This is a genomic window from Streptomyces sp. NPDC058092, from assembly GCF_042884935.1.
Lineage (GTDB): Bacteria > Actinomycetota > Actinomycetes > Streptomycetales > Streptomycetaceae > Streptomyces.
The window spans coordinates 26,321-49,254 of sequence record NZ_JBHVSY010000011.1; the positions used below are offsets into that span (position 1 = coordinate 26,321).

Annotated in this window: 21 protein-coding genes and 1 pseudogene; 9 read left to right on the top strand and 13 right to left on the bottom strand. The window is 69.4% G+C overall.

The window, feature by feature from the left end; genetic code table 11:
- The first annotated feature begins 95 nt into the window (after positions 1-95).
- On the top strand, positions 96-719 hold the full coding sequence (locus ACFVV1_RS19555) for a class F sortase (RefSeq protein WP_389990549.1): 624 nt from the start codon (positions 96-98) through the stop codon (positions 717-719).
- A gap of 16 nt (positions 720-735) precedes the next feature.
- Here ACFVV1_RS19555 and ACFVV1_RS19560 read toward each other — a convergent pair whose 3' ends face one another.
- Positions 736-1,524, bottom strand: coding sequence for a sulfite exporter TauE/SafE family protein (locus tag ACFVV1_RS19560; protein ID WP_389990551.1), 789 nt, complete (start codon positions 1,522-1,524; stop codon positions 736-738).
- A 181-nt stretch (positions 1,525-1,705) separates the two neighbouring features.
- Between ACFVV1_RS19560 and ACFVV1_RS19565 the strand changes: the two genes are divergently transcribed.
- Positions 1,706-2,635: an oxidoreductase gene (locus tag ACFVV1_RS19565; protein ID WP_389990553.1), complete on the top strand. Its 930-nt coding sequence runs from the start codon at positions 1,706-1,708 to the stop codon at positions 2,633-2,635.
- A 31-nt stretch (positions 2,636-2,666) separates the two neighbouring features.
- Here the strand turns inward: ACFVV1_RS19565 and ACFVV1_RS19570 are convergent, their stop codons facing one another.
- From ACFVV1_RS19570 to dusB, 4 genes are all read right to left on the bottom strand, one after another.
- Positions 2,667-3,080, bottom strand: coding sequence for a VOC family protein (locus ACFVV1_RS19570; RefSeq protein ID WP_389990555.1), 414 nt, complete (start codon positions 3,078-3,080; stop codon positions 2,667-2,669).
- Positions 3,081-3,182: 102 nt separating this feature from the next.
- The gene (locus ACFVV1_RS19575; RefSeq protein WP_389990557.1) at positions 3,183-4,157 is read right to left on the bottom strand and encodes an ArsR/SmtB family transcription factor; all 975 of its coding nucleotides are present in this window, start codon (positions 4,155-4,157) and stop codon (positions 3,183-3,185) included.
- Between the two features lie 524 nt (positions 4,158-4,681).
- A complete protein-coding gene (ppdK, locus tag ACFVV1_RS19580) occupies positions 4,682-7,429 on the bottom strand; it encodes a pyruvate, phosphate dikinase (RefSeq protein WP_389990559.1) in 2,748 nt (915 codons plus the stop codon).
- 685 nt (positions 7,430-8,114) lie between these two features.
- Entirely contained in the window at positions 8,115-9,263 is a 1,149-nt protein-coding gene (gene dusB, locus ACFVV1_RS19585; protein ID WP_389990561.1) for a tRNA dihydrouridine synthase DusB, read from the bottom strand.
- 139 nt (positions 9,264-9,402) lie between these two features.
- Between dusB and ACFVV1_RS19590 the strand changes: the two genes are divergently transcribed.
- Complete coding sequence (locus tag ACFVV1_RS19590; RefSeq protein ID WP_389990563.1) at positions 9,403-10,887, top strand: MFS transporter; 1,485 nt, start codon at positions 9,403-9,405, stop codon at positions 10,885-10,887.
- 95 nt (positions 10,888-10,982) lie between these two features.
- Here the strand turns inward: ACFVV1_RS19590 and ACFVV1_RS19595 are convergent, their stop codons facing one another.
- The 3 genes from ACFVV1_RS19595 to ACFVV1_RS19605 form a co-directional block, all read right to left on the bottom strand.
- Positions 10,983-11,237, bottom strand: coding sequence for a DUF6243 family protein (locus ACFVV1_RS19595; RefSeq protein WP_389990565.1), 255 nt, complete (start codon positions 11,235-11,237; stop codon positions 10,983-10,985).
- Positions 11,238-11,459: 222 nt separating this feature from the next.
- Positions 11,460-11,663: a hypothetical protein gene (locus tag ACFVV1_RS19600; protein WP_389990567.1), complete on the bottom strand. Its 204-nt coding sequence runs from the start codon at positions 11,661-11,663 to the stop codon at positions 11,460-11,462.
- A gap of 117 nt (positions 11,664-11,780) precedes the next feature.
- Positions 11,781-13,163, bottom strand: a complete 1,383-nt coding sequence (locus ACFVV1_RS19605; RefSeq protein ID WP_389990569.1) for a glycine--tRNA ligase — start codon at positions 13,161-13,163, stop codon at positions 11,781-11,783.
- A gap of 208 nt (positions 13,164-13,371) precedes the next feature.
- Between ACFVV1_RS19605 and ACFVV1_RS19610 the strand changes: the two genes are divergently transcribed.
- From ACFVV1_RS19610 to ACFVV1_RS19625, 4 genes are all read left to right on the top strand, one after another.
- A complete protein-coding gene (locus tag ACFVV1_RS19610) occupies positions 13,372-14,325 on the top strand; it encodes a metal ABC transporter substrate-binding protein (protein WP_389990571.1) in 954 nt (317 codons plus the stop codon).
- Positions 14,326-14,363: 38 nt separating this feature from the next.
- A complete protein-coding gene (locus tag ACFVV1_RS19615) occupies positions 14,364-15,146 on the top strand; it encodes a metal ABC transporter ATP-binding protein (RefSeq protein WP_389990573.1) in 783 nt (260 codons plus the stop codon).
- A 2-nt stretch (positions 15,147-15,148) separates the two neighbouring features.
- Positions 15,149-16,042 carry a metal ABC transporter permease gene (locus tag ACFVV1_RS19620; protein WP_389990575.1) on the top strand — a complete coding sequence of 298 codons (894 nt, stop codon included), beginning with the start codon at positions 15,149-15,151 and terminating at the stop codon, positions 16,040-16,042.
- A 65-nt stretch (positions 16,043-16,107) separates the two neighbouring features.
- Positions 16,108-16,542 carry a Fur family transcriptional regulator gene (locus ACFVV1_RS19625; RefSeq protein ID WP_389990577.1) on the top strand — a complete coding sequence of 145 codons (435 nt, stop codon included), beginning with the start codon at positions 16,108-16,110 and terminating at the stop codon, positions 16,540-16,542.
- A 33-nt stretch (positions 16,543-16,575) separates the two neighbouring features.
- On the opposite strand, the gene ACFVV1_RS19630 is transcribed toward ACFVV1_RS19625, so the two are convergent.
- The 5 genes and pseudogenes from ACFVV1_RS19630 to leuA form a co-directional block, all read right to left on the bottom strand.
- Complete coding sequence (locus ACFVV1_RS19630) at positions 16,576-17,397, bottom strand: isoprenyl transferase (protein WP_389990579.1); 822 nt, start codon at positions 17,395-17,397, stop codon at positions 16,576-16,578.
- A gap of 35 nt (positions 17,398-17,432) precedes the next feature.
- Positions 17,433-18,179 (bottom strand): DNA repair protein RecO, encoded by a 747-nt coding sequence (gene recO / locus ACFVV1_RS19635; protein ID WP_384452447.1) that lies wholly within the window; start codon positions 18,177-18,179, stop codon positions 17,433-17,435.
- Between the two features lie 76 nt (positions 18,180-18,255).
- Positions 18,256-18,438 (bottom strand): annotated as a pseudogene (locus ACFVV1_RS19640) (response regulator transcription factor); the annotation flags it as partial.
- Between the two features lie 110 nt (positions 18,439-18,548).
- On the bottom strand, positions 18,549-19,223 hold the full coding sequence (locus ACFVV1_RS19645; protein WP_389990918.1) for a TerB family tellurite resistance protein: 675 nt from the start codon (positions 19,221-19,223) through the stop codon (positions 18,549-18,551).
- A gap of 205 nt (positions 19,224-19,428) precedes the next feature.
- Complete coding sequence (gene leuA / locus ACFVV1_RS19650) at positions 19,429-21,216, bottom strand: 2-isopropylmalate synthase (RefSeq protein WP_389990581.1); 1,788 nt, start codon at positions 21,214-21,216, stop codon at positions 19,429-19,431.
- A 295-nt stretch (positions 21,217-21,511) separates the two neighbouring features.
- On the opposite strand from leuA, the gene ACFVV1_RS19655 reads away from it, so the two are divergent.
- Together ACFVV1_RS19655 and ACFVV1_RS19660 are read left to right on the top strand one after the other, a co-directional pair.
- The gene (locus tag ACFVV1_RS19655; protein WP_389990583.1) at positions 21,512-22,588 is read left to right on the top strand and encodes a M4 family metallopeptidase; all 1,077 of its coding nucleotides are present in this window, start codon (positions 21,512-21,514) and stop codon (positions 22,586-22,588) included.
- 48 nt (positions 22,589-22,636) lie between these two features.
- The gene (locus ACFVV1_RS19660) at positions 22,637-22,903 is read left to right on the top strand and encodes a protealysin inhibitor emfourin (protein WP_389990585.1); all 267 of its coding nucleotides are present in this window, start codon (positions 22,637-22,639) and stop codon (positions 22,901-22,903) included.
- Positions 22,904-22,934 lie beyond the last annotated feature (31 nt).

Here is a 22,934-nt window from a genome sequence, read left to right on the forward strand (position 1 = left end):
CCGGTGGCTGCGCGGCCACCGGGACGGGACTGCTCCCGAACCCGAACCCGTCCCTGTCCCCCTCCCGTCCGCGCTTCGTCACCCGGAGGACGACCGTGTCCCAGAAGGCCAAGGGCTGGCTGCTGGTCGTCGCGGCGCTGGCCGGTGTCTGGCTGATCCGGCACGGCGCCGGCACCCAGCTGATCCCGCCCCAGCCGACCACCGCGCAGGCCTTCGCCACGGGCCCCGAGCCGCAGCCGGGGTCTCCCCTCGCCGAACCGCTGAAGCCCTCGGCGCCCGTGCGCATCCGGATCCCGAGCATCCGGGTGGACGCCCCGATGATGCGGCTGGGGCTCGGAGCCGACGGCAGTCTCGACGTGCCGCCGGCCGGGAACCGTAACGTCGTCGGCTGGTACCGGGACGGCACTCCCCCGGGCTCCAAGGGCAGCGCGATCGTCGCCGGCCACGTCGACAACGCGCAGGGCCGGTCGGTCTTCTACGACCTGGGCACCCTGCAGAAGGGCAGCACGGTCGAGGTGGTCCGCCAGGACGGGCGCACCGCCGTCTTCTCCCTCGACGGGATCGAGGTCTACAAGAGCGACGACTTCCCCGACGAGCGGGTGTACGGAGCCTCGCCCTACGCCTCGCTGCGACTGATCACCTGCGGCGGCGGTTTTTCGAGGGCTACGGGTTACCAGGGCAATGTGGTGGCGTACGCACACCTCACCGCAGTGCGGTGAACCCGGAGCGCGTCGTTCACGCCGTCCACTGGTCGAACCCCAGCTTCGCGACCAGTGAGAACACCACGACCAGCAGGACGCCGCGGACGAACTCGCTGCCCTTCCTGAGCGCCATCCGCGCCCCGATCAGCCCGCCCGCCAGATTGAAGACCGCCATCAGCGCGGCCAGTTGCCACAACACGCTGCCCTGGTACGCGAACATCGCCAGCGCCCCGCCGTTGGTGCAGACGTTGACGATCTTGGCGGTGGCCGACGCCGTCACCAGATCGAGGTGGAGCACCGCGGTCAGCGCCAGGACGAGGAACGTTCCGGTGCCGGGGCCGAACAGCCCGTCGTAGAAGCCGATGCCGCCGCCGACGAGCACGATCGCGGTGACGGTGCGGGCCCGGGTGACCTGGCGCCGCGTACCGTCGTCCGCCGCCCTGCCGAACGAGGGCCGCAGCATCACGAACGCCGCCACCGCCAGCAGCACGACCATGATCACCGGGCGCAGCACCTCGCTGCTGATCCCGGCGGCGAAGAACGCCCCTGCCATCGATCCGGCCAGTGCCGCGAGCCCGATCCGCAGGGCCGTCCCGACCTTGACCGGTGCCTTGCGTACGTAGGTCACGGCGGCGCCCGTCGTACCGACGATCGCGACCGCCTTGTTGGTGCCGAGTACCTGCGCGGCCGGGACATGGGGCAGCCCCAGCAACAGGGCGGGCAGCAGGAGCAGTCCGCCGCCGCCGACCACCGCGTCGATCCAGCCCGCCGCGGCTGCCGCGAGGCAGAGGATGACCAGTGTGGTGAGTGCTATGTCAGGCATGATCGCGACCTTAAGGACGCGATATGTGCCCCGTCCAACCGGTCGCGCCGGACCTCGGGAGGCCGGGCCGGTCCGACAGCGGAAATGCCCGGCAGCTCGATCGCGGACGAACCGGCGGCTCACAGGTCGCGCGGTTGTGCCCGGCCCGTTCTCCCGTGCGCCGCGGCCGTACGCTGGGCCCATGAGCCAGGGCTGGAACGCGAGCGACATCCCCGACCAGAGCGGCCGTACGGCCGTGGTCACCGGAGCCAACAGCGGCATCGGGCTGATCACGGCGCGGGAACTGGCCCGGCACGGCGCGCGCGTGCTGCTCGCCTGCCGTGACGAGTCGCGCGGCAAGGAGGCCGCGTCCCGCATCCGGACGGCCGTGACCGGCGCGGACGTGGAGTTCGTACCGCTCGATCTGGCCGATCTGGACTCCGTGCGCGCGTGCGCGGCGGAGCACACGCCCGAGCGGATCGATCTGCTGATCAACAACGCGGGTGTGATGGCCCTTCCCTACGGGAAGACGGCGGACGGCTTCGAGAGGCAGTTCGGCGTCAACCACCTGGGGCACTTCGCGCTGACCGGGCTGCTGCTCCCGAAGCTCCTCGGCACCCCCGGGGCGCGCGTGGTGAGCGTCTCCAGCGGTATGCACGCCCTTTCCAACATCGACATGGGGGATCTCAACAGCGAGCGGAACTACCGCCGTTGGATCGCCTACGGCCGCTCGAAGACGGCCAATCTGCTCTTCGTCCACGAGCTGGCGCGGCGTCTCTCGGCCGCCGGTTGCGATGTGGTGGCCGCCGCGGCGCACCCCGGCTACGCGGCGACCAATCTGCAGACGGCGGGCGTCCGGATGGAGAACCGCAGGACGGCGGACCTGGTGTTCCGGCTCGGCAACCGGCTCGTCGCGCAGCCCGCGTCGTCCGGTGCGCTGCCCACCCTGTACGCGGCCACCGCGCCCGGCGTGCGTCCCGACTCGTTCACCGGCCCGAAGCTGCTGGGCTGGCGCGGTGCGCCGGCCCCGTCCTGGCGGGCGGGCTGGACGCTGAACGATGTGGCGAGCGAGCGGCTCTGGGTGGCGTCCGAGCAGCTCACGGGGGTGACGTATCCGGTGCTCACGGCCTGAGGACCGGATACGCCACCGCTCATCGGCGCATTCAGGACTGCTGACCCTCGACGGCGGCCGGGTCCATCCACATGACCTCCCAGATGTGGTGGTCCGGGTCCTGGAAGGAGCGGCCGTACATGTGGCCGTAGTCCACCGGCTCGTTGGCGGGCGATCCCCCGGAGGCGAGGGCGGTGTCCACCAGCTCGTCCACCTTCTCGCGGCTCTCGGCGCTGAGGGCGAGGATGACCTCGGTGGACTTCGAGGAGTCGGCGATCTCCTTCTTGGTGAACTCCTTGAAGCGGGGCTCCGTGAGGAGCATGGCGAAGATCGTGTCGCTGATGACGAGACACGCGGTGTTCTCGTCGGTGAACTGCGGGTTGCAGGAGAAGCCGAGCTTGCCGAAGAAGGCCTTGGTCGTCTCAAGGTCCTTGACCGGCAGGTTCACGAAGATCATCTGAGGCATGGCCGTTCCGTTCTCTCTGGTGTTCGAACGTTTTACGACAGGTAGACGGCGGGGCGGCGCGGAACTCATCGGTACCGGCGAGGAAATTTTCCGCCCGCGGGGTCAGGACAGGGCGAGCGGCGCGCCGCCCCGGAGCAGTGATCCGCCCAGCGGGGTCAGCGTGTGCAGGACCGAGCTGCCGTGCCGCAGCGTGTGGATCAGGCCCGCCTCGCGCAGCACACAGGCGTGCTGGCTGGCCGAGGCGAGGGAGACTCCTGTCCGGCGGGCGAGTTCACTGGTCGTGCAGCCGTTGCCGATGGCCCGCAGGACCGTCGAGCGGGTATGACCGAGGAGCCGGCCGAGCCAGGGGCCCGGTTCGGCGAAGACCGGGGCGCGGGAGTGGGTGACCGGGTAGACGAGGACCGGCGGGAGTTGCGGGTCGCGTTGGACGACCGGGGTGACGCGACAGAAGAAGGATGGCTGGAGCAGTAACCCCCGGCCGTCCAGATGGAGTTCGCGGTCCACGGGGTAGTCCGCCTCCAGTACGGGGGCCCGCCAGCGGATCATGGGCGGGAGGGAGGCGAGCAGTTCTTCCGCGCCGCCGTCCAGGAGGGCGCGGCCGCGGACGGCGCGGTCGGCCTCGATGCTGGCCTGGATGTGCGGCCAGTACGGTTCGATCGCGGCGCGGTGGTAGCTGCGCAGGACGCCGACGAGCCGGTCGAGCGATTCGACGCGCCCGTCCTGGGTGCGGGCGCTCTCGCGGCGTTCGGCGGCCAGCAGGGCGAGTTCCGCGCGGATCCGCCCGGGCGGGGTGTCGCGCAGCGCCTCCATTCCGGCGTCGATGCCGTAGGGTTCGCAGCTTTCCTGAGAAGGCGTCAGAAAGTCCGGGAAATAGCCGCGCGGTGGAATCACGGCGGACAGCAGACGTACTTCACCATTCAGCCGGGGCCGGGTTTCCGTACGCCATTTCCCGAACACCGTGGGACCGCGCCGGTCCCGCAGCCGATGGAAACTCAGAGTGGTTTCCCACAGCGCATCCGGCCGGGTGGCCATCCGCACCTTGGAAAGGTCCACTCCGGACACGTGGATACGCAGCACCGAACCCCCATTTGTTGCACCTGCAATTACCCCCGCTCAAGGGTAGGTGATCCGTAACAGCACGTCACCACGGGGTTTCGGCCAGAGGTGAAACGTCTCGCCTCCACGCCCCGGCACCCGAAAAGCTGTACGACGTCGGGTACGAACCCGGAGTCACCGGAAGAGCGAGTGAAGGCCGTGGGGGGTTTCGCTCGTTCGGCGACGGTGCGCGACGGTGCGGCTCCGTACCCGACGGGGGTAAGCCGGGTGCGGCCCATGGATGGGGATCCATGGGCCGCACCCCGGTCCGTTCCGGGTCCGGCTCTTCGGCCCGCCCCGGCCCGGGTCTTTGCGCATTGAACGCACTTTGCGTAGTGAACGAGAAAAGACACAACGCCGAACAACGTATTTCCCCAGAACGAAACGGAGGCGGCGGCACCCCCCGCGGGATGCCGCCGCCTCCGGGAGTTCCGGAGCCGCCGTCGGATCGGTGAGGGTACGAGTGAGCCGACGGCGGCTCCGGGGTCAGGGGGCCGGGTGCCGGGTCAGCGGCTGTCGCTGCCGGTCGAGTCCGCCGCCGCCCGGCCGGCCTCCAGGCGGGCGACGGGAATGCGGAACGGGGAGCAGGACACGTAATCCAGGCCCACCTCGTGGAAGAAGTGCACCGACTCCGGGTCGCCGCCGTGCTCGCCGCAGACGCCGAGCTTCAGGTCCGGGCGGGTGGCCCGGCCGGCCGCGACGGCGCTGCGGACCAGCGAGCCGACGCCGTCCTTGTCGATCGTCTCGAACGGCGACACCCCGAAGATGCCCTTCTCCAGGTACGCGGTGAAGAACGAGGCCTCCACGTCGTCACGGGAGAAGCCCCACACCGTCTGCGTCAGGTCGTTCGTACCGAAGGAGAAGAACTGTGCGGCCTCGGCGATCTGACCGGCGGTCAGCGCGGCGCGCGGCAGCTCGATCATCGTGCCGATGCTCAGCTTCAGCCGGGTACCGGTGGCGGCCTCGACCTCGGCGATGACCTGGTCGGCCTCCTCGCGGACGATCTCCAGCTCCTGGACCGTGCCGACGAGCGGAATCATGATCTCGGCGCGCGGATCGCTCTTGGCGTTCTTGCGCTCGGCCGCGGCCTCGGCGATCGCCCGTACCTGCATGGCGAACAGGCCGGGGATGACGAGACCGAGACGGACCCCGCGCAGACCGAGCATCGGGTTCTGCTCGTGCAGTTTGTGCACGGCCTGGAGCAGGCGCAGGTCGTTCTCGTTGGCGTCCTTGCGGGACTCGGCGAGCGCGACCCGTACCGAGAGCTCGGTGATGTCGGGCAGGAACTCGTGCAGCGGCGGGTCGAGCAGCCGTACGGTGACGGGCAGTCCGTCCATCGCCTCGAACAGCTCGATGAAGTCGGCCCGCTGGAGCGGAAGCAGCGCCTCCAGCGCGGCCTCGCGCTCGGCGTCCGTGTCCGCGAGAATCAGCTTCTCGACCATCTCGCGGCGCTCGCCGAGGAACATGTGCTCGGTGCGGCACAGGCCGATGCCCTGGGCGCCGAAGCGGCGGGCCCGCAGCGCGTCCTCGGCGTTGTCGGCGTTGGCCCGCACCCGCAGCCGGCGCACCCGGTCCGCGTACGCCATGATCCGGTGCACGGCGGCGACCAGCTCGTCGGCGTCGTCGGCGCCCGCGTGCATCCGGCCCTCGAAGTACTCGACGACCGGGGACGGCACGACGGGGACCTCACCGAGGTACACCTTGCCGGTGGAGCCGTCGATGGAGACGACGTCCCCCTCCTCGATGACCCGGCCGCCCACCGTCATCCGGCGGCGCTTGGTGTCGACCTCGAGCTCCTCGGCGCCGCAGACACAGGTCTTGCCCATGCCGCGGGCGACGACAGCGGCGTGCGAGGTCTTGCCGCCGCGCGAGGTCAGGATGCCCTCGGCCGCGATCATGCCGTCGAGGTCGTCGGGGTTGGTCTCGCGGCGGATGAGGATGACCTTCTCGCCGGACCGGGACCACTTCACCGCGGTGTACGAGTCGAAGACGGCCTTGCCGACCGCGGCGCCCGGCGAGGCGGCGATGCCCCGGCCCAGCAGCTCCGTCTTCGCTTCGTCGTCGAAGCGCGGGAACATCAGCTGCGCCAGCTGCGCCCCGTTGACCCGCTGCAGCGCCTCGGCCTCGTCGATCAGGCCCTGGTCGACGAGCTGGGTGGCGATCCGGAAGGCGGCACCGGCGGTGCGCTTGCCGACCCGGGTCTGGAGCATCCACAGCTGGCCGCGCTCGATGGTGAACTCGATGTCGCACAGGTCCTTGTAGTGCGTTTCGAGGGTTTCCATGATCTGCATCAGCTGGTCGTACGACTTCTTGTCGATCGGCTCCAGCTCGGCGAGCGGCACGGTGTTGCGGATGCCGGCGACGACGTCCTCGCCCTGCGCGTTCTGCAGGTAGTCGCCGTAGACGCCCTGGTGCCCGCTGGCTGGGTCACGGGTGAACGCGACGCCCGTACCGGAGTCGGGGCCGAGGTTGCCGAACACCATCGAGCAGACGTTGACGGCCGTGCCGAGGTCGCCGGGAATGCGCTCCTGGCGGCGGTAGAGCTTGGCCCGGTCGGTGTTCCACGAGTCGAAGACGGCCTTTATGGCCAGGTCCATCTGCTCGCGCGGGTCCTGCGGGAAGTCACGTCCGGCGTCCCGCGAGACGATCTTCTTGAACTGCTTGACCAGCTTCTTCAGGTCGGCCGCGTCGAGATCCACATCGACGGTGACACCCTTGGCCTCCTTCGCCGCCTCCAGCGCCTCCTCGAAGAGGTCGCCGTCGACACCGAGGACGGTCTTGCCGAACATCTGGATGAGGCGGCGGTAGGAGTCCCACGCGAACCGCTCGTCGCCCCCCTGGGCGGCGAGACCGGCCACGGACTTGTCGGACAGGCCGATGTTGAGGACCGTGTCCATCATGCCGGGCATCGAGAACTTCGCACCGGAGCGGACCGAGACCAGCAGCGGGTCATCCGCCTGGCCGAGCTTCTTGCCCATCCGCGCCTCAAGGGCGTCGAGATGCGCGCTGACCTCGTCCCGGAGCTCCGCCGGCTCCTCGCCACTGTCGAGGTAGACCTTGCACGCCTCGGTGGTGATGGTGAAGCCCGGAGGGACGGGGAGCCCGAGATTGGTCATCTCGGCGAGGTTGGCACCCTTCCCGCCGAGGAGGTCCTTCAGATCCTTGTTGCCCTCGGTGAAGTCATAAACGAACTTCTGGCCCTGGGCCTCCCGGGATTCCGGGGTGGATACGTGGGGATCTTTGTTTTCCGACACGGGTCTCGACTCCTCGAGGACGCGGTGGCTGCCCTGACGGCGAGGAACATACCCAGATCGAAGGTGTCTGGGTACGTCCACTTGCGCGTCATGAGGCCTCAACCACCCGTCCGCCAGCAGATCGAAAGTGACATGGCCCGTCCCTCGATCGAAGGAATGTCTTCACTTCTTGAATGGATAAGCACTCAGTGCAACAGGAATCCAGCTGATCGATCACACAGAGCACCGTAAGCGTCGATCGATCAAAGTGGAGCCCATTGGCACCCAGTGCCATCATTTGAGAAGTGCAGCTCCCAAATCTGCGCTCATCTGAGCGTCTCGGTTCTCAGGGTGGCGAGAATCACTCTACGAGCGGCGCTCAGATGTCACCATCCGGACGCGTGAACGACGCCTACTGGTCACGCGTTGATCATCGAGGCACAGCCGAGCGTGAACAGATGCGACTGCGCGAGGTTCGATGGGGACCTATCGAGACTCACTCGTGGCCAAATATCGCCGAATCCGGCCAGATATAGCGCTCAGATGAGCGAGACGCGTGAGACGGCACGCGGTGCCTGTGTCGTGGTGCGCTCCTGACGGGGTCCGGAGGGCCGAAAGGGACCCCGAAGGCCCGGAAGGGCGTGAAAAGGGGCCCCGAAGAGCCTGTGCGGTCCATCGGGGCCCCGGAAGAACCCGGAGGCAGTCGTCAGCCGCCCGAGGTGTCCAGCTCCGCGTCCGCGCCGACGCCCGCGCAGTCGTAGGGGTCCTTCAGCCAGCCGTCCGGCAGGACCACCCGGTTGTTGCCCGAGGTGCGTCCGCGCGGCCCGTCCGCGCCGTCCGGCCACGGCTGGTCCAGGTCCAGCTCCCGCAACTGCCCGCCCAGCTCCTCCAGCGACGAGGTGACCGCCAGCTTCTTGCGCATCTCCGAACCGACCGCGAAGCCCTTGAGGTACCAGGCGACATGCTTGCGGAAGTCGATCACGCCACGGGTCTCGTCGCCGATCCACTCCCCCAGCAGCGTCGCGTGCCGGAGCATCACGTCGGCGACCTTCCGGAGCCCCGGCGCCTGCCGCGTCTCCGTACCCTCGAACGCGCTCACCAGGTCACCGAACAGCCAGGGGCGGCCCAGGCAGCCGCGCCCCACGACCACGCCGTCGCAGCCGGTCTCGCGCATCATCCGGCGGGCGTCGTCCGCGCACCAGATGTCGCCGTTGCCGAGGACGGGGATCTCCGGGACGTGCTCCTTGAGGCGGGCGATGGCGTCCCAGTCGGCGGTGCCGCCGTAGTGCTGGGCAGCCGTCCTGCCGTGCAGGGCGACGGCCGTGACGCCCTCCTCGACCGCGATCCGGCCCGCGTCGAGGTAGGTGATGTGGTCGTCGTCGATGCCCTTGCGCATCTTGATGGTGACCGGCAGATCGCCCGCGTTGGAGACCGCCTGGTTGAGGATCGCGCGCAGCAGCGGCCGCTTGTACGGGAGCGCCGACCCGCCGCCCTTGCGGGTCACCTTGGGGACCGGGCAGCCGAAGTTCAGGTCGATGTGGTCGGCGAGGTTCTCGTCGACGATCATGCGGACGGCCTTGCCGACGGTGACCGGGTCCACTCCGTACAGCTGGATCGAGCGCGGGGTCTCGCTCGCGTCGAAGTGGATGAGCTGCATGGTCTTCTCGTTGCGCTCGACCAGCGCCCGGGTGGTGATCATCTCGCTGACGAACAGCCCCTTGCCGCCGGAGAACTCCCGGCACAGGGTGCGGAACGGGGCATTGGTGATGCCGGCCATGGGGGCGAGCACCACCGGCGGCTGCACCGTGTACGGGCCTATCCGGAGCTGCGGGAGCGAGGGGGCGAGCGTGGTCATTGCTCCATTGTCGCGTACGGCGCGGAGCGGCCCGTGCCGCGCAGGGCCTGACGGGGTTCGCCGAGCCGGATGCGTCCGAACCGGGTACGGCGTGGGCCGCCCCTCGGCGGAGTTCGTTAGTTAACCGTACTATCCATGTATGCCTGAGCTGAGCCGTCGCCGACGTCAACTGGTGCTGGCGATCTGCTGCCTGAGCCTGCTGATCGTCAGTCTCGACAACACCGTCCTCAACGTCGCCCTGCCCTCCATGCAGAAGGAACTGCACGCCACCGTCGCGGGCATGCAGTGGACGATCGACGCCTACACCCTCGTCCTCGCCTCGCTGCTGATGCTCGCGGGCTCCACCGCCGACCGGATAGGCCGCCGGAAGATCTTCAAGATCGGGCTCGTCCTCTTCACCCTCGGCTCGGTGCTCTGTTCCCTGGCGCCGAACCTGGAGTCGCTGGTGGCGTTCCGGATGGTGCAGGCGGTGGGCGGCTCGATGCTCAACCCCGTCGCGATGTCGATCATCACCAACACCTTCACCGACCCGCGCGAGCGGGCCCGCGCCATCGGGGTGTGGGGCGGTGTCGTCGGCATCTCCATGGCGGCGGGCCCGGTGGTCGGCGGCCTGCTGGTGGACTCGGTCGGCTGGCGGTCCATCTTCTGGATCAATCTGCCGGTCGGTGTCGTCGCGCTGTTGCTCACCTGGCGGTACGTCCCCGAGTCCCGCGCCCCGAAGCCGCGCCGTCCCGACCCCGTGGGGCAGCTGCTGGTGATCGCGCTGCTCGGTTCGCTGACGTACGCGATCATCGAGGCGCCCTCGGCCGGGTGGACCTCGGCCCGCATCCTGACGTTCGCCGTGCTCGCCGCCTGCGCGCTGGCCGGGCTGCTGCTGTACGAGCCCAGGCGCGCCGAGCCCCTCATCGACCTGCGGTTCTTCCACAGCGCCCCGTTCAGCGGTGCCACCGCCATCGCGGTCTGCGCCTTCGCCGCGCTGAGCGGGTTCCTCTTCCTCAACACGCTGTATCTGCAGAACGTGCGTGGTCTGAGCGCACTGCACGCCGGGCTCTACATGCTGCCGATGGCGGCCCTGACCTTTGTCTGCGCACCGCTGTCGGGCCGGCTCGTCGGCAGCCGGGGGCCACGGTTGCCGCTGCTGGTGGCGGGTGTGGCCATGACGGCGTGCGGGCTGATGTTCGCCGCGCTCGACGCGGAGACGGACAACGCCCTGATGTTCACCGGCTATGTGCTGTTCGGCCTCGGCTTCGGCATGGTGAACGCGCCGATCACCAACACCGCCGTCTCCGGGATGCCGCGCTCGCAGGCCGGTGTGGCGGCGGCGGTCGCCTCGACCAGCCGGCAGGTCGGCGGGACGCTCGGGGTCGCCGTGATCGGTGCGGTGCTGGCGGCGGGCGTGGCCGGTACCGGGTCCCCGCGTGGCGCCGCGTACGCGACCGCGTTCGTGGACGCGAGCAAGCCCGCCTGGTGGATCATCAGCGGGTGCGGGCTGTGCGTCCTGCTGGTGGGCGCGCTGACCAGCGGGCGCTGGGCTCGGGAGACGGCGCGCCGGACCGCGGAGCGCCTGGAGGCGTCGACGGGCGCCGCTGTCGGGGATCAGGCGTCGGCGAGCTCCAGGGCGTGAAGACGGAGCAGCCGCTGCCGGGGCGCGGACAAGGGCGTGGGCCCGGATCGCTTCGAGTGATCCGGGCCCACGGTCGTACGGGTGATCAGCAGGCGTCAGCGCAGCGCCGAGCCGTCCTGCTCGGACGCGCTCGGCTGCGCGGTGTCGTTTGACGACGGCTCGGCCCGGGCGGAGTCGGAGTCTGATCCCGACTGCGCACGCTCTCGCATCTTGCGCAGCAGTTCCTGCTTCTGGTCGGCGGCCGCCTTACGGTCGGCATCGCGCGCGGGACCCGCGCCCTGCTGCTCGGCGCGGGACAGCTTCTTGCGCTGTCCACCGACACCGAGGAGGTTGTTGCGGCTCTTGGCCACGGCGTTCTCCCATTCGTGGTGAGAATTGAGGTCTGAGGCGACCTGGAATCGGTCCGATGGGCGGCGGGTGGTCAGACCCGCCGCACTCTCACTCGTAGATCTGGAAGAACGAAGACATGACCGAACCGTACCCCGGCGGGAACGGGCTCAGCACCCGATTTTCCACCGGGGCGGCGCCCGTACCGGCCCCGCGCCGACAGACAGCGGCTGCGGACGGCCCGCTCAGGCGGTCGGGTCGACCGTTGCCTGGTGCGCCTCGGCGAGATGCTCCTCGGCCTTGAGCCAGGGCAGGAACTGCACGCCCTTGCGCCAGCCGCAGGTGTCGCAGTCCAGTTGCCGCTGCATCCCCGACTTCCGTACGTGGACGATGTGTTCACGGCCGTGCTGGTCCCATCTGCTGACCTTGCTCGTGGTCATGGACGGCATACGGGGTCTCCTGGTGACGCGTTGACGCAACTGTTCGGCGTGGACAGTCTGCAACGAAGCCCCCGGTTCCGTACGGGGTACGGGGAACCGGGGGCTTCGCCGGGAAACCGCGGTGCGTCAGCAGCCCAGCAGCCGGGCGCCGAGGTAGGCCTGGATCTGGTCCAGGGAGACGCGCTCCTGCTTCATGGTGTCGCGCTCGCGCACGGTCACCGCGTTGTCGTCGAGGGTGTCGAAGTCGACGGTGACGCAGAACGGCGTACCGATCTCGTCCTGGCGACGGTAACGGCGGCCGATGGCGCCCGCGTCGTCGAACTCGATGTTCCAGTTCTTCCGCAGGTCGGTGGCGAGGCCCTTGGCCTTCGGCGACAGCTGCGGGTTGCGGGACAGCGGCAGGACGGCGACCTTGACCGGCGCGAGGCGCGGGTCGAGACGCATCACGGTGCGCTTCTCCATGACGCCCTTGGCGTTGGGCGCCTCGTCCTCGATGTAGGCGTCGAGGAGGAAGGCGAGCATCGCGCGGCCGACACCGGCCGCCGGCTCGATGACGTACGGAGTCCAGCGCTCGCCGGCCTCCTGGTCGAAGAAGGACAGGTCCGTGCCCGAGGCCTTGGAGTGCGCCTTGAGGTCGTAGTCCGTGCGGTTGGCGACGCCCTCCAGCTCGCCCCACTCGCTGCCGCCGAAGCGGAAGCGGTACTCGATGTCAGCGGTGCGCTTGGAGTAGTGCGAGAGCTTCTCCGCCGGGTGGTCGTACCAGCGCATGTTCTCCTCGCGCATGCCGAGGTCCGTGTACCAGTTCCAGCGCTGGTCCATCCAGTACTGCTGCCACTCCTCGTCCTCGCCCGGCTTGACGAAGAACTCCATCTCCATCTGCTCGAACTCGCGGGTCCGGAAGATGAAGTTGCCCGGAGTGATCTCGTTCCGGAAGGACTTGCCCATCTGGGCGATACCGAACGGCGGCTTCTTGCGCGAAGTCTGCTGCACCTGGCCGAAGTTGGTGAAGATGCCCTGCGCGGTCTCGGGACGCAGGTAGGCGACGGCGCCGGAGTCCTGGGTCGGGCCGAGGTGCGTGGAGAGCAGGCCCGAGAACTGCTTGGGCTCGGTGAAGGTGCCCTTGTTGCCGCAGTTGGGGCAGTTGAGCTCGGTCAGGCCGTTCGCGGGAGCGTGACCGTGCTTCTCCTCGTACGCCTCCTCCAGGTGGTCGGCGCGGAAGCGCTTGTGGCAGGAGGTGCACTCGGTCAGCGGGTCGGTGAACGTGGCGACGTGGCCGGAGGCGACCCACACCTCGGGGGCCAGGATGACCGACGAGTCGAGACCGACCACGTCCTCGCGCGAGGTGACCATGTAGCGCCACCACTGGCGCTTGAGGTTCTCCTTCATCTCCACGCCCAGCGGCCCGTAGTCCCAGGCGGCGCGCTGACCACCGTAGATCTCACTGCAGGGATAGACGAAGCCACGGCGCTTGCTCAGGCTGACGATGGAGTCGATCTTGTCGGCGGCCACGGTGCTCTCTTCATTACGACGACGAAATTGGACAGGGGTGGCGCGAAGCGCCTCGGTGGGGGGTGGTGGTCGGGAGACGGGCGGGCGAATACCCCAGATTACCGGCGGGCACGCCCCTGGGATCAAATCGGTATCGGCACGGACGGCCGAGGAGTCATCTCATCAGCCTTGTTGACAATCGTTTCCAGTTTTGTTGAAAATGACTGTCATGAACGTAAGCCGCCTCATACCCACCGCCGCCGTCGCCGGAGCAGCCGTCCTCGGTCTCACCGCGCTCACCGCCTGCTCCTCCTCGGACGCCGCCGACCACAAGAACGGCGGGAAGCTGAACGTGGTGGCCTCGTTCTATCCGATGCAGTTCCTGGCCGAGCAGATCGGCGGGAAGCACGTATCCGTCACCACGCTGACCAAGCCGGGCGTCGAGCCGCACGATCTGGAGCTCACCCCGCGGCAGATCGGCGGACTCGCCGACGCCGGCTACATCCTCTACCTCAAGGGCATCCAGCCCGCCGTGGACGACGCGATCAAGCAGTCCGGGTCGAAGGACGTCGTCGACGCCTCGACCCTCACCACGCTGGAGGACCACGGCACCGAGGCCGGCGCCGACGAGCACGGTCATGAGCACCATGGCGACGAGACCGGGGCCGACCCGCACATCTGGCTGGACCCGGTGAAGTACGCCGAGGTCGCCAAGGGCGTCGGGAAGTCGCTGGAGAAGACCGACCCCGACCACGCCGCGGACTACCGCAAGAACACGGACGCGCTGGTCACCAAGCTCGACGGCCTGAACACGGCGTACGAGAACGGTCTGAAGAACACCACGACCAGGACCTTCATCACCACGCACTCCGCCTTCGGCTACCTCGCCGAGCGCTACGGCCTGACCCAGGAGGGCATCGCCGGCATCGACCCCGAGGCCGAGCCCAGCCCCGCCCGGATCAAGGAGATCCACACCATCGCGGAGAAGAACAAGGTCTCCACCGTGTTCTTCGAGACGCTCGCCAGCGACAGGACCGCGAAGACCCTCGCCAAGGACACCGGCCTGAAGACCGACGTCCTGGACCCGCTGGAGGGAATCACGGGCAAGTCCAAGGGCGCTGACTACATCGAAGTCATGCAGTCCAACCTCGCCGCCCTGCAGAAGGCGCTCGGCGCGAAGTGATCCACGCAACACCCGTCACAGCAGCATCGGAGTCACTCATGCCCGAGCCCGGGAGCACCACGACCGAACCCGTGATAGCCCTGCGCGGCGCCACGGCCACGCTCGGCGCGCGTCCGGTGCTGCGCGGCATCGACCTGACCGTCCACGGCGGCGAGGTCGTCGCCCTGCTCGGCGCCAACGGCTCGGGCAAGTCGACCGCCGTACGCTCCGTCATCGGTCAGGTCCCGCTCACCGGCGGCTCCGTCGAACTGTTCGGCACCCCGCTGCGCCGCTTCCGCTCCTGGGCGCGCGTCGGATACGTACCCCAGCGCACCACGGCGGCCGGCGGTGTCCCCGCGACGATCCGTGAGGTCGTCACCTCGGGACGCCTGTCCCGTACGAAGCTGGGCCTGCTCCGCAGGGCCGACCGGGCCGCCGTCGACCGGGCCATCGGCCTCGTCGGCCTCGCCGACCGGGCCGAGGACTCCGTGAACGCGCTCTCCGGCGGGCAGCACCAGCGGGTGCTGATCGCCCGGGCGCTGGCCGCCGAACCGGAGCTGCTGATCATGGACGAGCCGATGGCCGGCGTCGACCTGGCCAGCCAGGAGATCCTCGCCGCGACGCTCCGCGAACAGGTCGCGGCCGGCACCACGGTGCTGCTCGTGCTGCACGAGCTCGGCCCGCTGGAGCCGCTGATCGACCGCGCGATCGTGCTGCGCGACGGCTGTGTGATGCACGACGGGCCGCCCCCGAAGGCGCTGGGCCAGCACGCCCTGCCCGGCCACGACCACGTACACCCCCACGCGGCCTCCGAGCCCGTCCGGACGGGACTGCTGAGCTGATCATGGAATTCCTCGACCCTCCCTTCATGCAGCGGGCCCTGCTCGCCGCCGTACTGGTCGGTGTCATCGCCCCCGCCGTCGGCATCTACCTCGTCCAGCGCCGCCAGGCCCTGATGGGCGACGGCATCGGCCATATCGCGATGACCGGTGTCGGCCTCGGCTTCCTGCTCTCCACCAGCCCGGTGTGGATGGCCACGGCGGTCGCCGTCGTCGGCGCCGTCGTGATGGAGCTGATCCGCTGGTACGGACGCACCCGCGGCGACATCGCGCTGGCCATGCTGTTCTACGGCGGCATGGCGGGCGGTGTCCTGCTGATCAACCTCTCCGACACCGGCTCCAACGCCAACCTCACCTCGTACCTCTTCGGCTCCCTGTCCACGGTCTCCACCGAGGACATCACCGCGATCTGCCTGCTGGCCGCCTTCGTGCTGCTGGTGACGCTGGGGCTGCGACGGCAGCTGTTCGCGGTCAGCCAGGACGAGGAGTTCGCCCGGGTCACCGGGCTGCCGGTGCGGGCGCTGAACCTGCTGGTCGCCGTGACGGCGGCGGTGACCGTCACCGTGGCGATGCGGGTCGTCGGGCTGCTGCTGGTCAGCGCGCTGATGGTGGTGCCGGTCGCGGCCGCGCAGCAGATCTCCAGGTCCTTCAAGGTGACGTTCGTGCTGTCGGTCGTCATCGGTACGGCGGTGACCCTGGCCGGCACCGTGACCTCGTACTACCAGGACGTCCCGCCCGGCGCGACGATCGTGCTGCTGGCCATCGTGGTCTTCGTCGGCCTGACGCTGCTCGCGACCCCGCTGGCCAGAAGGCGCGCCCGGCGCGGCGAAGCGGCGTCCGAGGAGTGCACTCTGGAGGTACCGGCCTCCCGTCCGGCCAAGGACGAGCTCAGGGTTTGACCGTGACGCCCGGGCGGGCTGGCACAATGGCCCGACACAGGTACGGGCGACACGAGGAGGCTGCTGTGGCGACGGCGCCGATCAGTGGAACGAACGCGGCCCCGGTACGCGGCCGGTCGACCCGGCAGCGGGCGGCGGTGGCAGCGGCGCTCGACGAGGTGGCCGAGTTCCGCAGCGCCCAGGAGCTGCACGACGTGCTCAAGCACCGCGGTGACTCGGTGGGGCTGACCACCGTCTACCGCACCCTTCAGTCCCTCGCCGACGCGGGCGAGGTCGATGTGCTGCGCACCACGGAAGGCGAGTCCGTGTACCGGCGCTGCTCGACCGGGGATCACCATCACCATCTGGTGTGCCGGATGTGCGGCAAGGCCGTGGAGGTCGAGGGGCCCGCGGTGGAGCAGTGGGCGGAGACGATCGCCGCGCAGCACGGGTATGTGAACGTGGCCCACACGGTGGAGATCTTCGGAACGTGCTCGGAGTGCGCGAGCGCGAAAAAGTGACGGCCCGGGGGCACTGCCCCCGGGCCGCGCCGCTCAGCCCGTCGGCTTGTCGGCCGCCTCCACCGCGCCGCCGAAGCGCCGGTCCCGCTGGGCGTACTCCAGGCAGGCCCGCCACAGGTCGCGGCGGTCGAAGTCCGGCCACAGCACGTCCTGGAAGACCATCTCGGCGTAGGCGCTCTGCCAGATCAGGTAGTTGGACGTGCGCTGCTCGCCGCTGGGGCGGACGAAGAGATCGACGTCCGGCATGTCCGGGTAGTAGGTGTACTTCGCGAACGTCTTCTCGTTGACCTTCGACGGATCCAGCTTCCCGGCCGCGACGTCCTGCGCGATGCGCTGCGCGGCGTCGGCGATCTCGGCCCGGCCGCCGTAGTTGACGCAGAAGTACAGCGTCATTTTGTCGTTGTCCTTCGTCTGCTCCTGGGCGACCTGGAGCTCCTGGACGACGGACTTCCACAGCTTGGGCATGCGCCCCACCCAGCGGATGCGGATGCCCAGTTCGTCCATCTCGTCGCGGCGGCGGCGGATGACGTCCCGGTTGAAGTTCATCAGGAACTTCACTTCATCCGGGGACCGCTTCCAGTTCTCGGTGGAGAACGCGTACAGCGAGAGGTTCTTGACGCCCATCTCGATGCAGCCCTTGAGGACGTCCATGACGACGCCCTCGCCGACCTTGTGGCCCTCGGTGCGCGGGAGGCCGCGCTCCTTGGCCCAGCGGCCGTTGCCGTCCATCACGACGGCGATGTGCTTGGGCACCAGCTCGCCGGGAATCTTCGGGGGCGTGGCACCGGAAGGGTGCGGCTCCGGGGTCTTGTAGTCGCGCCGCTTACGGCCGCCGAGCATCCCGCGTACTGCCATGAACTGTCTCGCTCCCTGTGCCTGATCCGCCTGTGTCACTTCTCTACGTACCGCAGTGAGCGCAGCCCGCGCTCCAGATGCCAGTGCAGGTAGGCGGACACCAGTCCGCTCCCCTCCCTGACATGACGCGCCTCGCACGCGTCCGCCGTGTCCCAGTCGCCGGTGAGCAGCGCGCTCAGCAGCGTGACGGCCTCAGCCGAGGGTACGACGCTGCCGGGCACCCGGCAGTCGCCGCATATGACGCCGCCCGCCGCGACGGAGAAGAAACGGTTCGGTCCGGGCATTCCGCACTTCGCGCAGTCCTCGAAGCTGGGTGCGTAGCCGTTGACGGCGAGCGAACGCAGCAGGAACGCGTCGAGGATGAGATGCGGCTCGTGTTCGCCGCGGGCGAGGGTGCGCAGCCCGCCGACGAGCAGCAGGTACTGCTGGACCGCGGGCTCGCCCTCGTGGTCGGTGAACCGCTCGGCGGTCTCCAGCATCGCGGTGCCCGCGGTGTAGCGGGCGTAGTCGGTGACGATGCCGCCGCCGTACGGGGCGATCGTCTCGCTCTGGGTGCAGAGCGGCAGTCCGCGGCCGATCAGTTCGCTGCCCCGGGCGAAGAACTGCACGTCGACGTGGGAGAAGGGTTCCAGCCGTGCCCCGAACTTGGACTTCGTGCGCCGCACCCCGCGCGCGACGGCCCGCACCCGGCCGTGGCCGCGGGTCAGGATCGTGATGATCCGGTCGGCCTCGCCCAGCTTCTGCGTGCGCAGCACCACGCCGTCGTCCCGGAACAAGCTCATGCGTCCATTGTCCGGTACGGGGACGGCTCATCGGGCCCGCCCCCCGGGCCGGGGCCGCCTGCTCTCCGTCCGCCCCGCCCGCGGCCGGTACGACCAGCCCGGATTCGTACGCGACGATCACCAGCTGGGCCCGGTCGCGGGCGCCGACCTTGCCCGTGATCCGGCTGACATGGGTCTTCGCGGTGAGCGGGCCGAGGCCGAGGGTCCCGGCGATCTCGGCGTTGTTCAGCCCGCGCCCGACCAGGCAGAGGACCTGACGCCAAGCGGCCGGTACGTCGCGCCCGGGACCGGCTTCGCGGCTACTGCCGTGGGGGGCGCAGGGGCCCGATTACTCCCGCGGGAGTACGCGCCCGGTGCGGGCGGGGCCGTTCAGGACGGGGTACGCGCCGCCGCGAGGAGCCGGGCCGTGTCCTCGGCGCAGAGTTGCAGCGCCCCGCCGACCGTGGTCAGCACCTCGCGCTCCGCCGGCCCGTAGGGGCCGTCGGCGAGCGCGATCCTGGCGCCCTGCAGCAGGATCGATTCGCGCCCGGCGGGGGCCAGATGCGGGGCGAGGGGTTCCAGCGCCTCGTGCAGTTCGATGGCGAGGGCCGCTCCGCAGGCCTCGGCCGCCGGGTCGAAGGCGGAGCCGTGGCCGATGTCGGCGGAGAGGACCTCGACGACGGTGGAGAGCTGTTCCTCCGTGCAGTCGTCGAATCCGGCGTCGCGCACGGTGGCGGCCGCGGTCTCCAGGACCGTACGGGAGGCGGTGCCGCCGGCCGCGAGAACGCCGAGCGCGACCGTGTGGACGGCGTCCCGGAGCATCGCGGAGAACCGGGTGGTGGTGGGGTGGTCGAGCACGTCGGTGCCGAAGTGGGCCCGGCAGGCGGCGCATTCGACGACGGGGCCCGCGGTGCCGCGCCGCAGCGTCGGCACGCCGAGCACCGTGAAGCGTCGACGGCCGGTGAGACGGCGGTAGTTGCGGTCGCCGCCGCAGCCGGGGCAGAAGAACTCGCCGTCGCCGACGGTGTCCCAGATGGTGCGGATGCCGCAGATACGCAGCTTCATGGCGCGTTGTCCCAGGGCTGACCGCACGTCGCACACCTCCGTAACACTCCGGCAACATTGCCGTGTCGACGTGATGTTAACCACAGTCGCGATGTGGCGTCAGTACCTCGATGGTCACAACCCCCCGGAGATGGCCGAACCCCGCCCCCCGGAGGCGGGGGCGGGGTCTTCGGCCGTGCGGCTCCAGGCCCTTTCGGGCACCGGGTCAGCGGGTGGCGCGGTTGACGGCCGAGACGACCGCCTTCAGCGAGGCACGCGTGGTGTTGGCGTCGATGCCGATGCCCCACAGGACCTTTCCGTCGATCGCGCACTCGATGTACGAGGCGGCCTGGGAGCTGGCGCCCTCGCTCATGGTGTGCTCGGTGTAGTCCAGCAGACGGGCGTCGATGCCGATGGCCTGCAGCGCTTCGAAGAACGCGGAGATCGGGCCGTTGCCGGTGCCGGTCAGCACGGTGTCCGTACCGTCCACGGTCGCCTCGACGGTGATCGTGTCCCGGCCGTCGGAGCCGGTCGTGGTCTGGCCGGAGCGGATCTGCACGCGCCCCCAGGCGTCGTCCGGGTTCGGCAGGTACTCGTCCTGGAACGTGGACCAGATCTGCGTCGGCGTGACCTCGCCGCCCTCGGCATCGGTCTTGGCCTGAATGATCCGGGAGAACTCGATCTGCATCCGGCGCGGCAGGTCCAGCTTGTGGTCGTTCTTCAGGACGTACGCGATTCCGCCCTTGCCGGACTGCGAGTTGACCCGGATGACGGCCTCGTAACTGCGGCCGACGTCCTTCGGGTCGATCGGCAGGTACGGCACCGCCCACTCGAGGTCGTCGACGGTCCTGCCCTGGGCGGCCGCGTCGGCCTCCATGGCGTCGAAGCCCTTCTTGATGGCGTCCTGGTGGGAGCCGGAGAAGGCGGTGTAGACCAGGTCGCCCGCGTAGGGGTGGCGCGGGTGGACCTCCATCTGGTTGCAGTACTCGCTGGTGCGGCGGATCTCGTCGATCTGCGAGAAGTCGATCTGCGGGTCGACGCCCTGCGAGAACAGGTTCATGCCCAGCGTGACCAGGTCGACGTTGCCGGTGCGCTCGCCCTGGCCGAACAGGCAGCCCTCGATCCGGTCCGCACCGGCCATGATGGCCAGTTCGGCGGCGGCGACGGCGGTGCCGCGGTCGTTGTGCGGGTGGACCGACAGACAGATGTGCTCGCGGCGCGACAGGTTGCGCGACATCCACTCGAACCGGTCCGCGTGCGTGGACGGGGTCGAACGCTCCACGGTGGCGGGCAGGTTGAGGATGATCTCGCGGCCCTCCTCCGGCTGCCAGACGTCACAGACCGCCTCGCAGACCTCCAGGGCGAAGTCCAGCTCGGTGTCGGTGAAGATCTCGGGGCTGTACTGGTAGCCGAAGATCGTCTCCGGACCCAGCAGCTTCTCCGCGTACTCCATGACCAGCCGGGTGCCGTCCACGGCGATCTGCTTGATGTCGTCCTTCGAGCCGCGGAAGACGACCCGGCGGAAGGTGGGCGCCGTCGCGTTGTACAGGTGCACGGTCGCGCGGTGGGCGCCGACGAGGGACTCGACGGTCCGCTCGATCAGATCCTCGCGGGCCTGCGTCAGGACGGAGATCGTCACGTCCTCGGGGATCGCGCCCTCTTCGATGATGGAGCGGACGAACGCGAAGTCGGTATCGCCGGAGGACGGGAAGCCGACTTCGATCTCCTTGTAGCCCATGCGTACGAGCAGGTCGAACATCTCGCGCTTGCGGGCCGGCGACATCGGGTCGATCAGGGCCTGGTTGCCGTCGCGCAGGTCGGTGGAGAGCCAGCGGGGCGCGACGGTGATCCGGTTGTCCGGCCAGGTGCGGTCGGGGATCTCGACGGCCTCGTACCGGCCGTACTTGTGGATCGGCATCCCGGACGGCTTCTGCAGCTGAGTGGCGTTGGTGATCGGCGTGGGGCGGCCGACAGCGGATTCAGTAGCGGGCTGAGCGGCATTGACGACGGTCATGGCGTACGGCTCCTCGGGGGTCCAACCAATGGGACGGCCGACTGTGTCGCTGCAACACCAGACTCCGCGGGGAGGGGGTCGGCCTACGACTACAGGCCCTCGCCGCGGCAGCTAAGAAGAAGCAGCCCGAAACGCATGATGCGACGAGCGTAGCCGAGAGGCGTCCGATGCGTCCGTCCCGTATCAGTATGCGGGACCGGTCGCCGGAAACGCCCAAGAGTGATCAATCACTCCATTTCATCAATCCTGGTCGCAACCAGTGACATCGCGATTACCCGGTGCCACAGTCGCATGCATGCAGCCTCAGTCACAGCACGGGTTCCACCCCGTCTTCTGCACCATCGTGCCGCCCCATGTCCTCGACAAGCTGTCGCAGTCCGACAACCCCGATCTGGCGGGCCCCGCCCGCCGCACCCTGGAGAGCGACGCCGCCCGCCGCACCCGCCGCCAGATGGCCACGGTCGTCACCGTGCCCACCTCCCGCGCGACCGAGGGGGAAGCCTCCGACAAGCCCGACCGGACCCTGTACGACTGCCGCCACCGCACCCGGCTGCCCGGTACCAAGGTCCGCGCGGAGGGCCAGGAGCCGACAAAGGACGCGAGCGTCAACCGCGCGTACGCGGGGCTCGGAGCCACCTTCGAGCTGCTGCTCAAGGCGTACGGCCGCCGTTCGATCGACGGCAACGGGCTGCCGCTGATCGGTTCGGTGCACTACGACGAGAAGTACAACAACGCCTTCTTCGACGGCGAGCAGATGGTCTTCGGCGACGGGGACGGCGAGATCTTCCTGGACTTCACCGTCGCCATCGACGTGATCGCCCACGAGCTGGCGCACGGCCTCACCCAGTACACCGCCAATCTGAGCTACTACGGCCAGTCCGGCGCGCTCAACGAATCGGTGTCCGACGTCTTCGGCTCCCTGGTCAAGCAGTACTCACTGGGCCAGAGCGCCGACCAGGCCGACTGGCTGATCGGCGCCGGGCTGCTGGCGCCCCGCGTCCAGGGCGACGCCCTGCGCTCCATGAAGGCGCCGGGAACCGCGTACGACGACGACGTGCTCGGCAAGGACCCGCAGCCCGCGAAGATGGAGGACTATGTCCACACCAGTGAGGACAACGGCGGAGTGCACCTCAATTCGGGCATCCCGAACCGCGCGTTCTATTTGCTGGCGACGGCACTCGGCGGCAAGGCGTGGGAGCGGGCCGGGCAGCTCTGGTTCGATGTGCTCACAGGTGGTCAACTGGCCGTGGACGCGGACTTCGCTTCCTTCGCCCGGTTGACGGTGGCCGCGGCCCGCAGCCGCTTCGGGGAGGGCGACGAGGCGGAGGCGGTCCTGAAGGCATGGTCGGAGGTGGGCGTACCGACCGCGTAGCGCACACAGCGGGCATTCCCGGGCCCGTCCGGCGATGGAGGACACCACATGCGGATCCAGGTCAGCAGGACCGGCGGCTTCGCCGGCATCGCACGCCACCGCGAGGTCGACACCACCGGACGGGCCGACGCCGGGGAGTGGGAGGCCCTGGCCGAATCGGCACTGGCCGCGGGCCACGGCACCCCGCCCCCGGGCGTCCCGGACGGCTTCCGGTACCGGATCACGATCGGCGACCGCACGATCCACTGCGCGGACCCGAAGCTGACCGACGCCCAGCGCACGCTGATCTCACGCGTCCTGAAGGAGGGCGCGTGAGCGGGGCGTACGCCGCCTGACTGCACGGTCG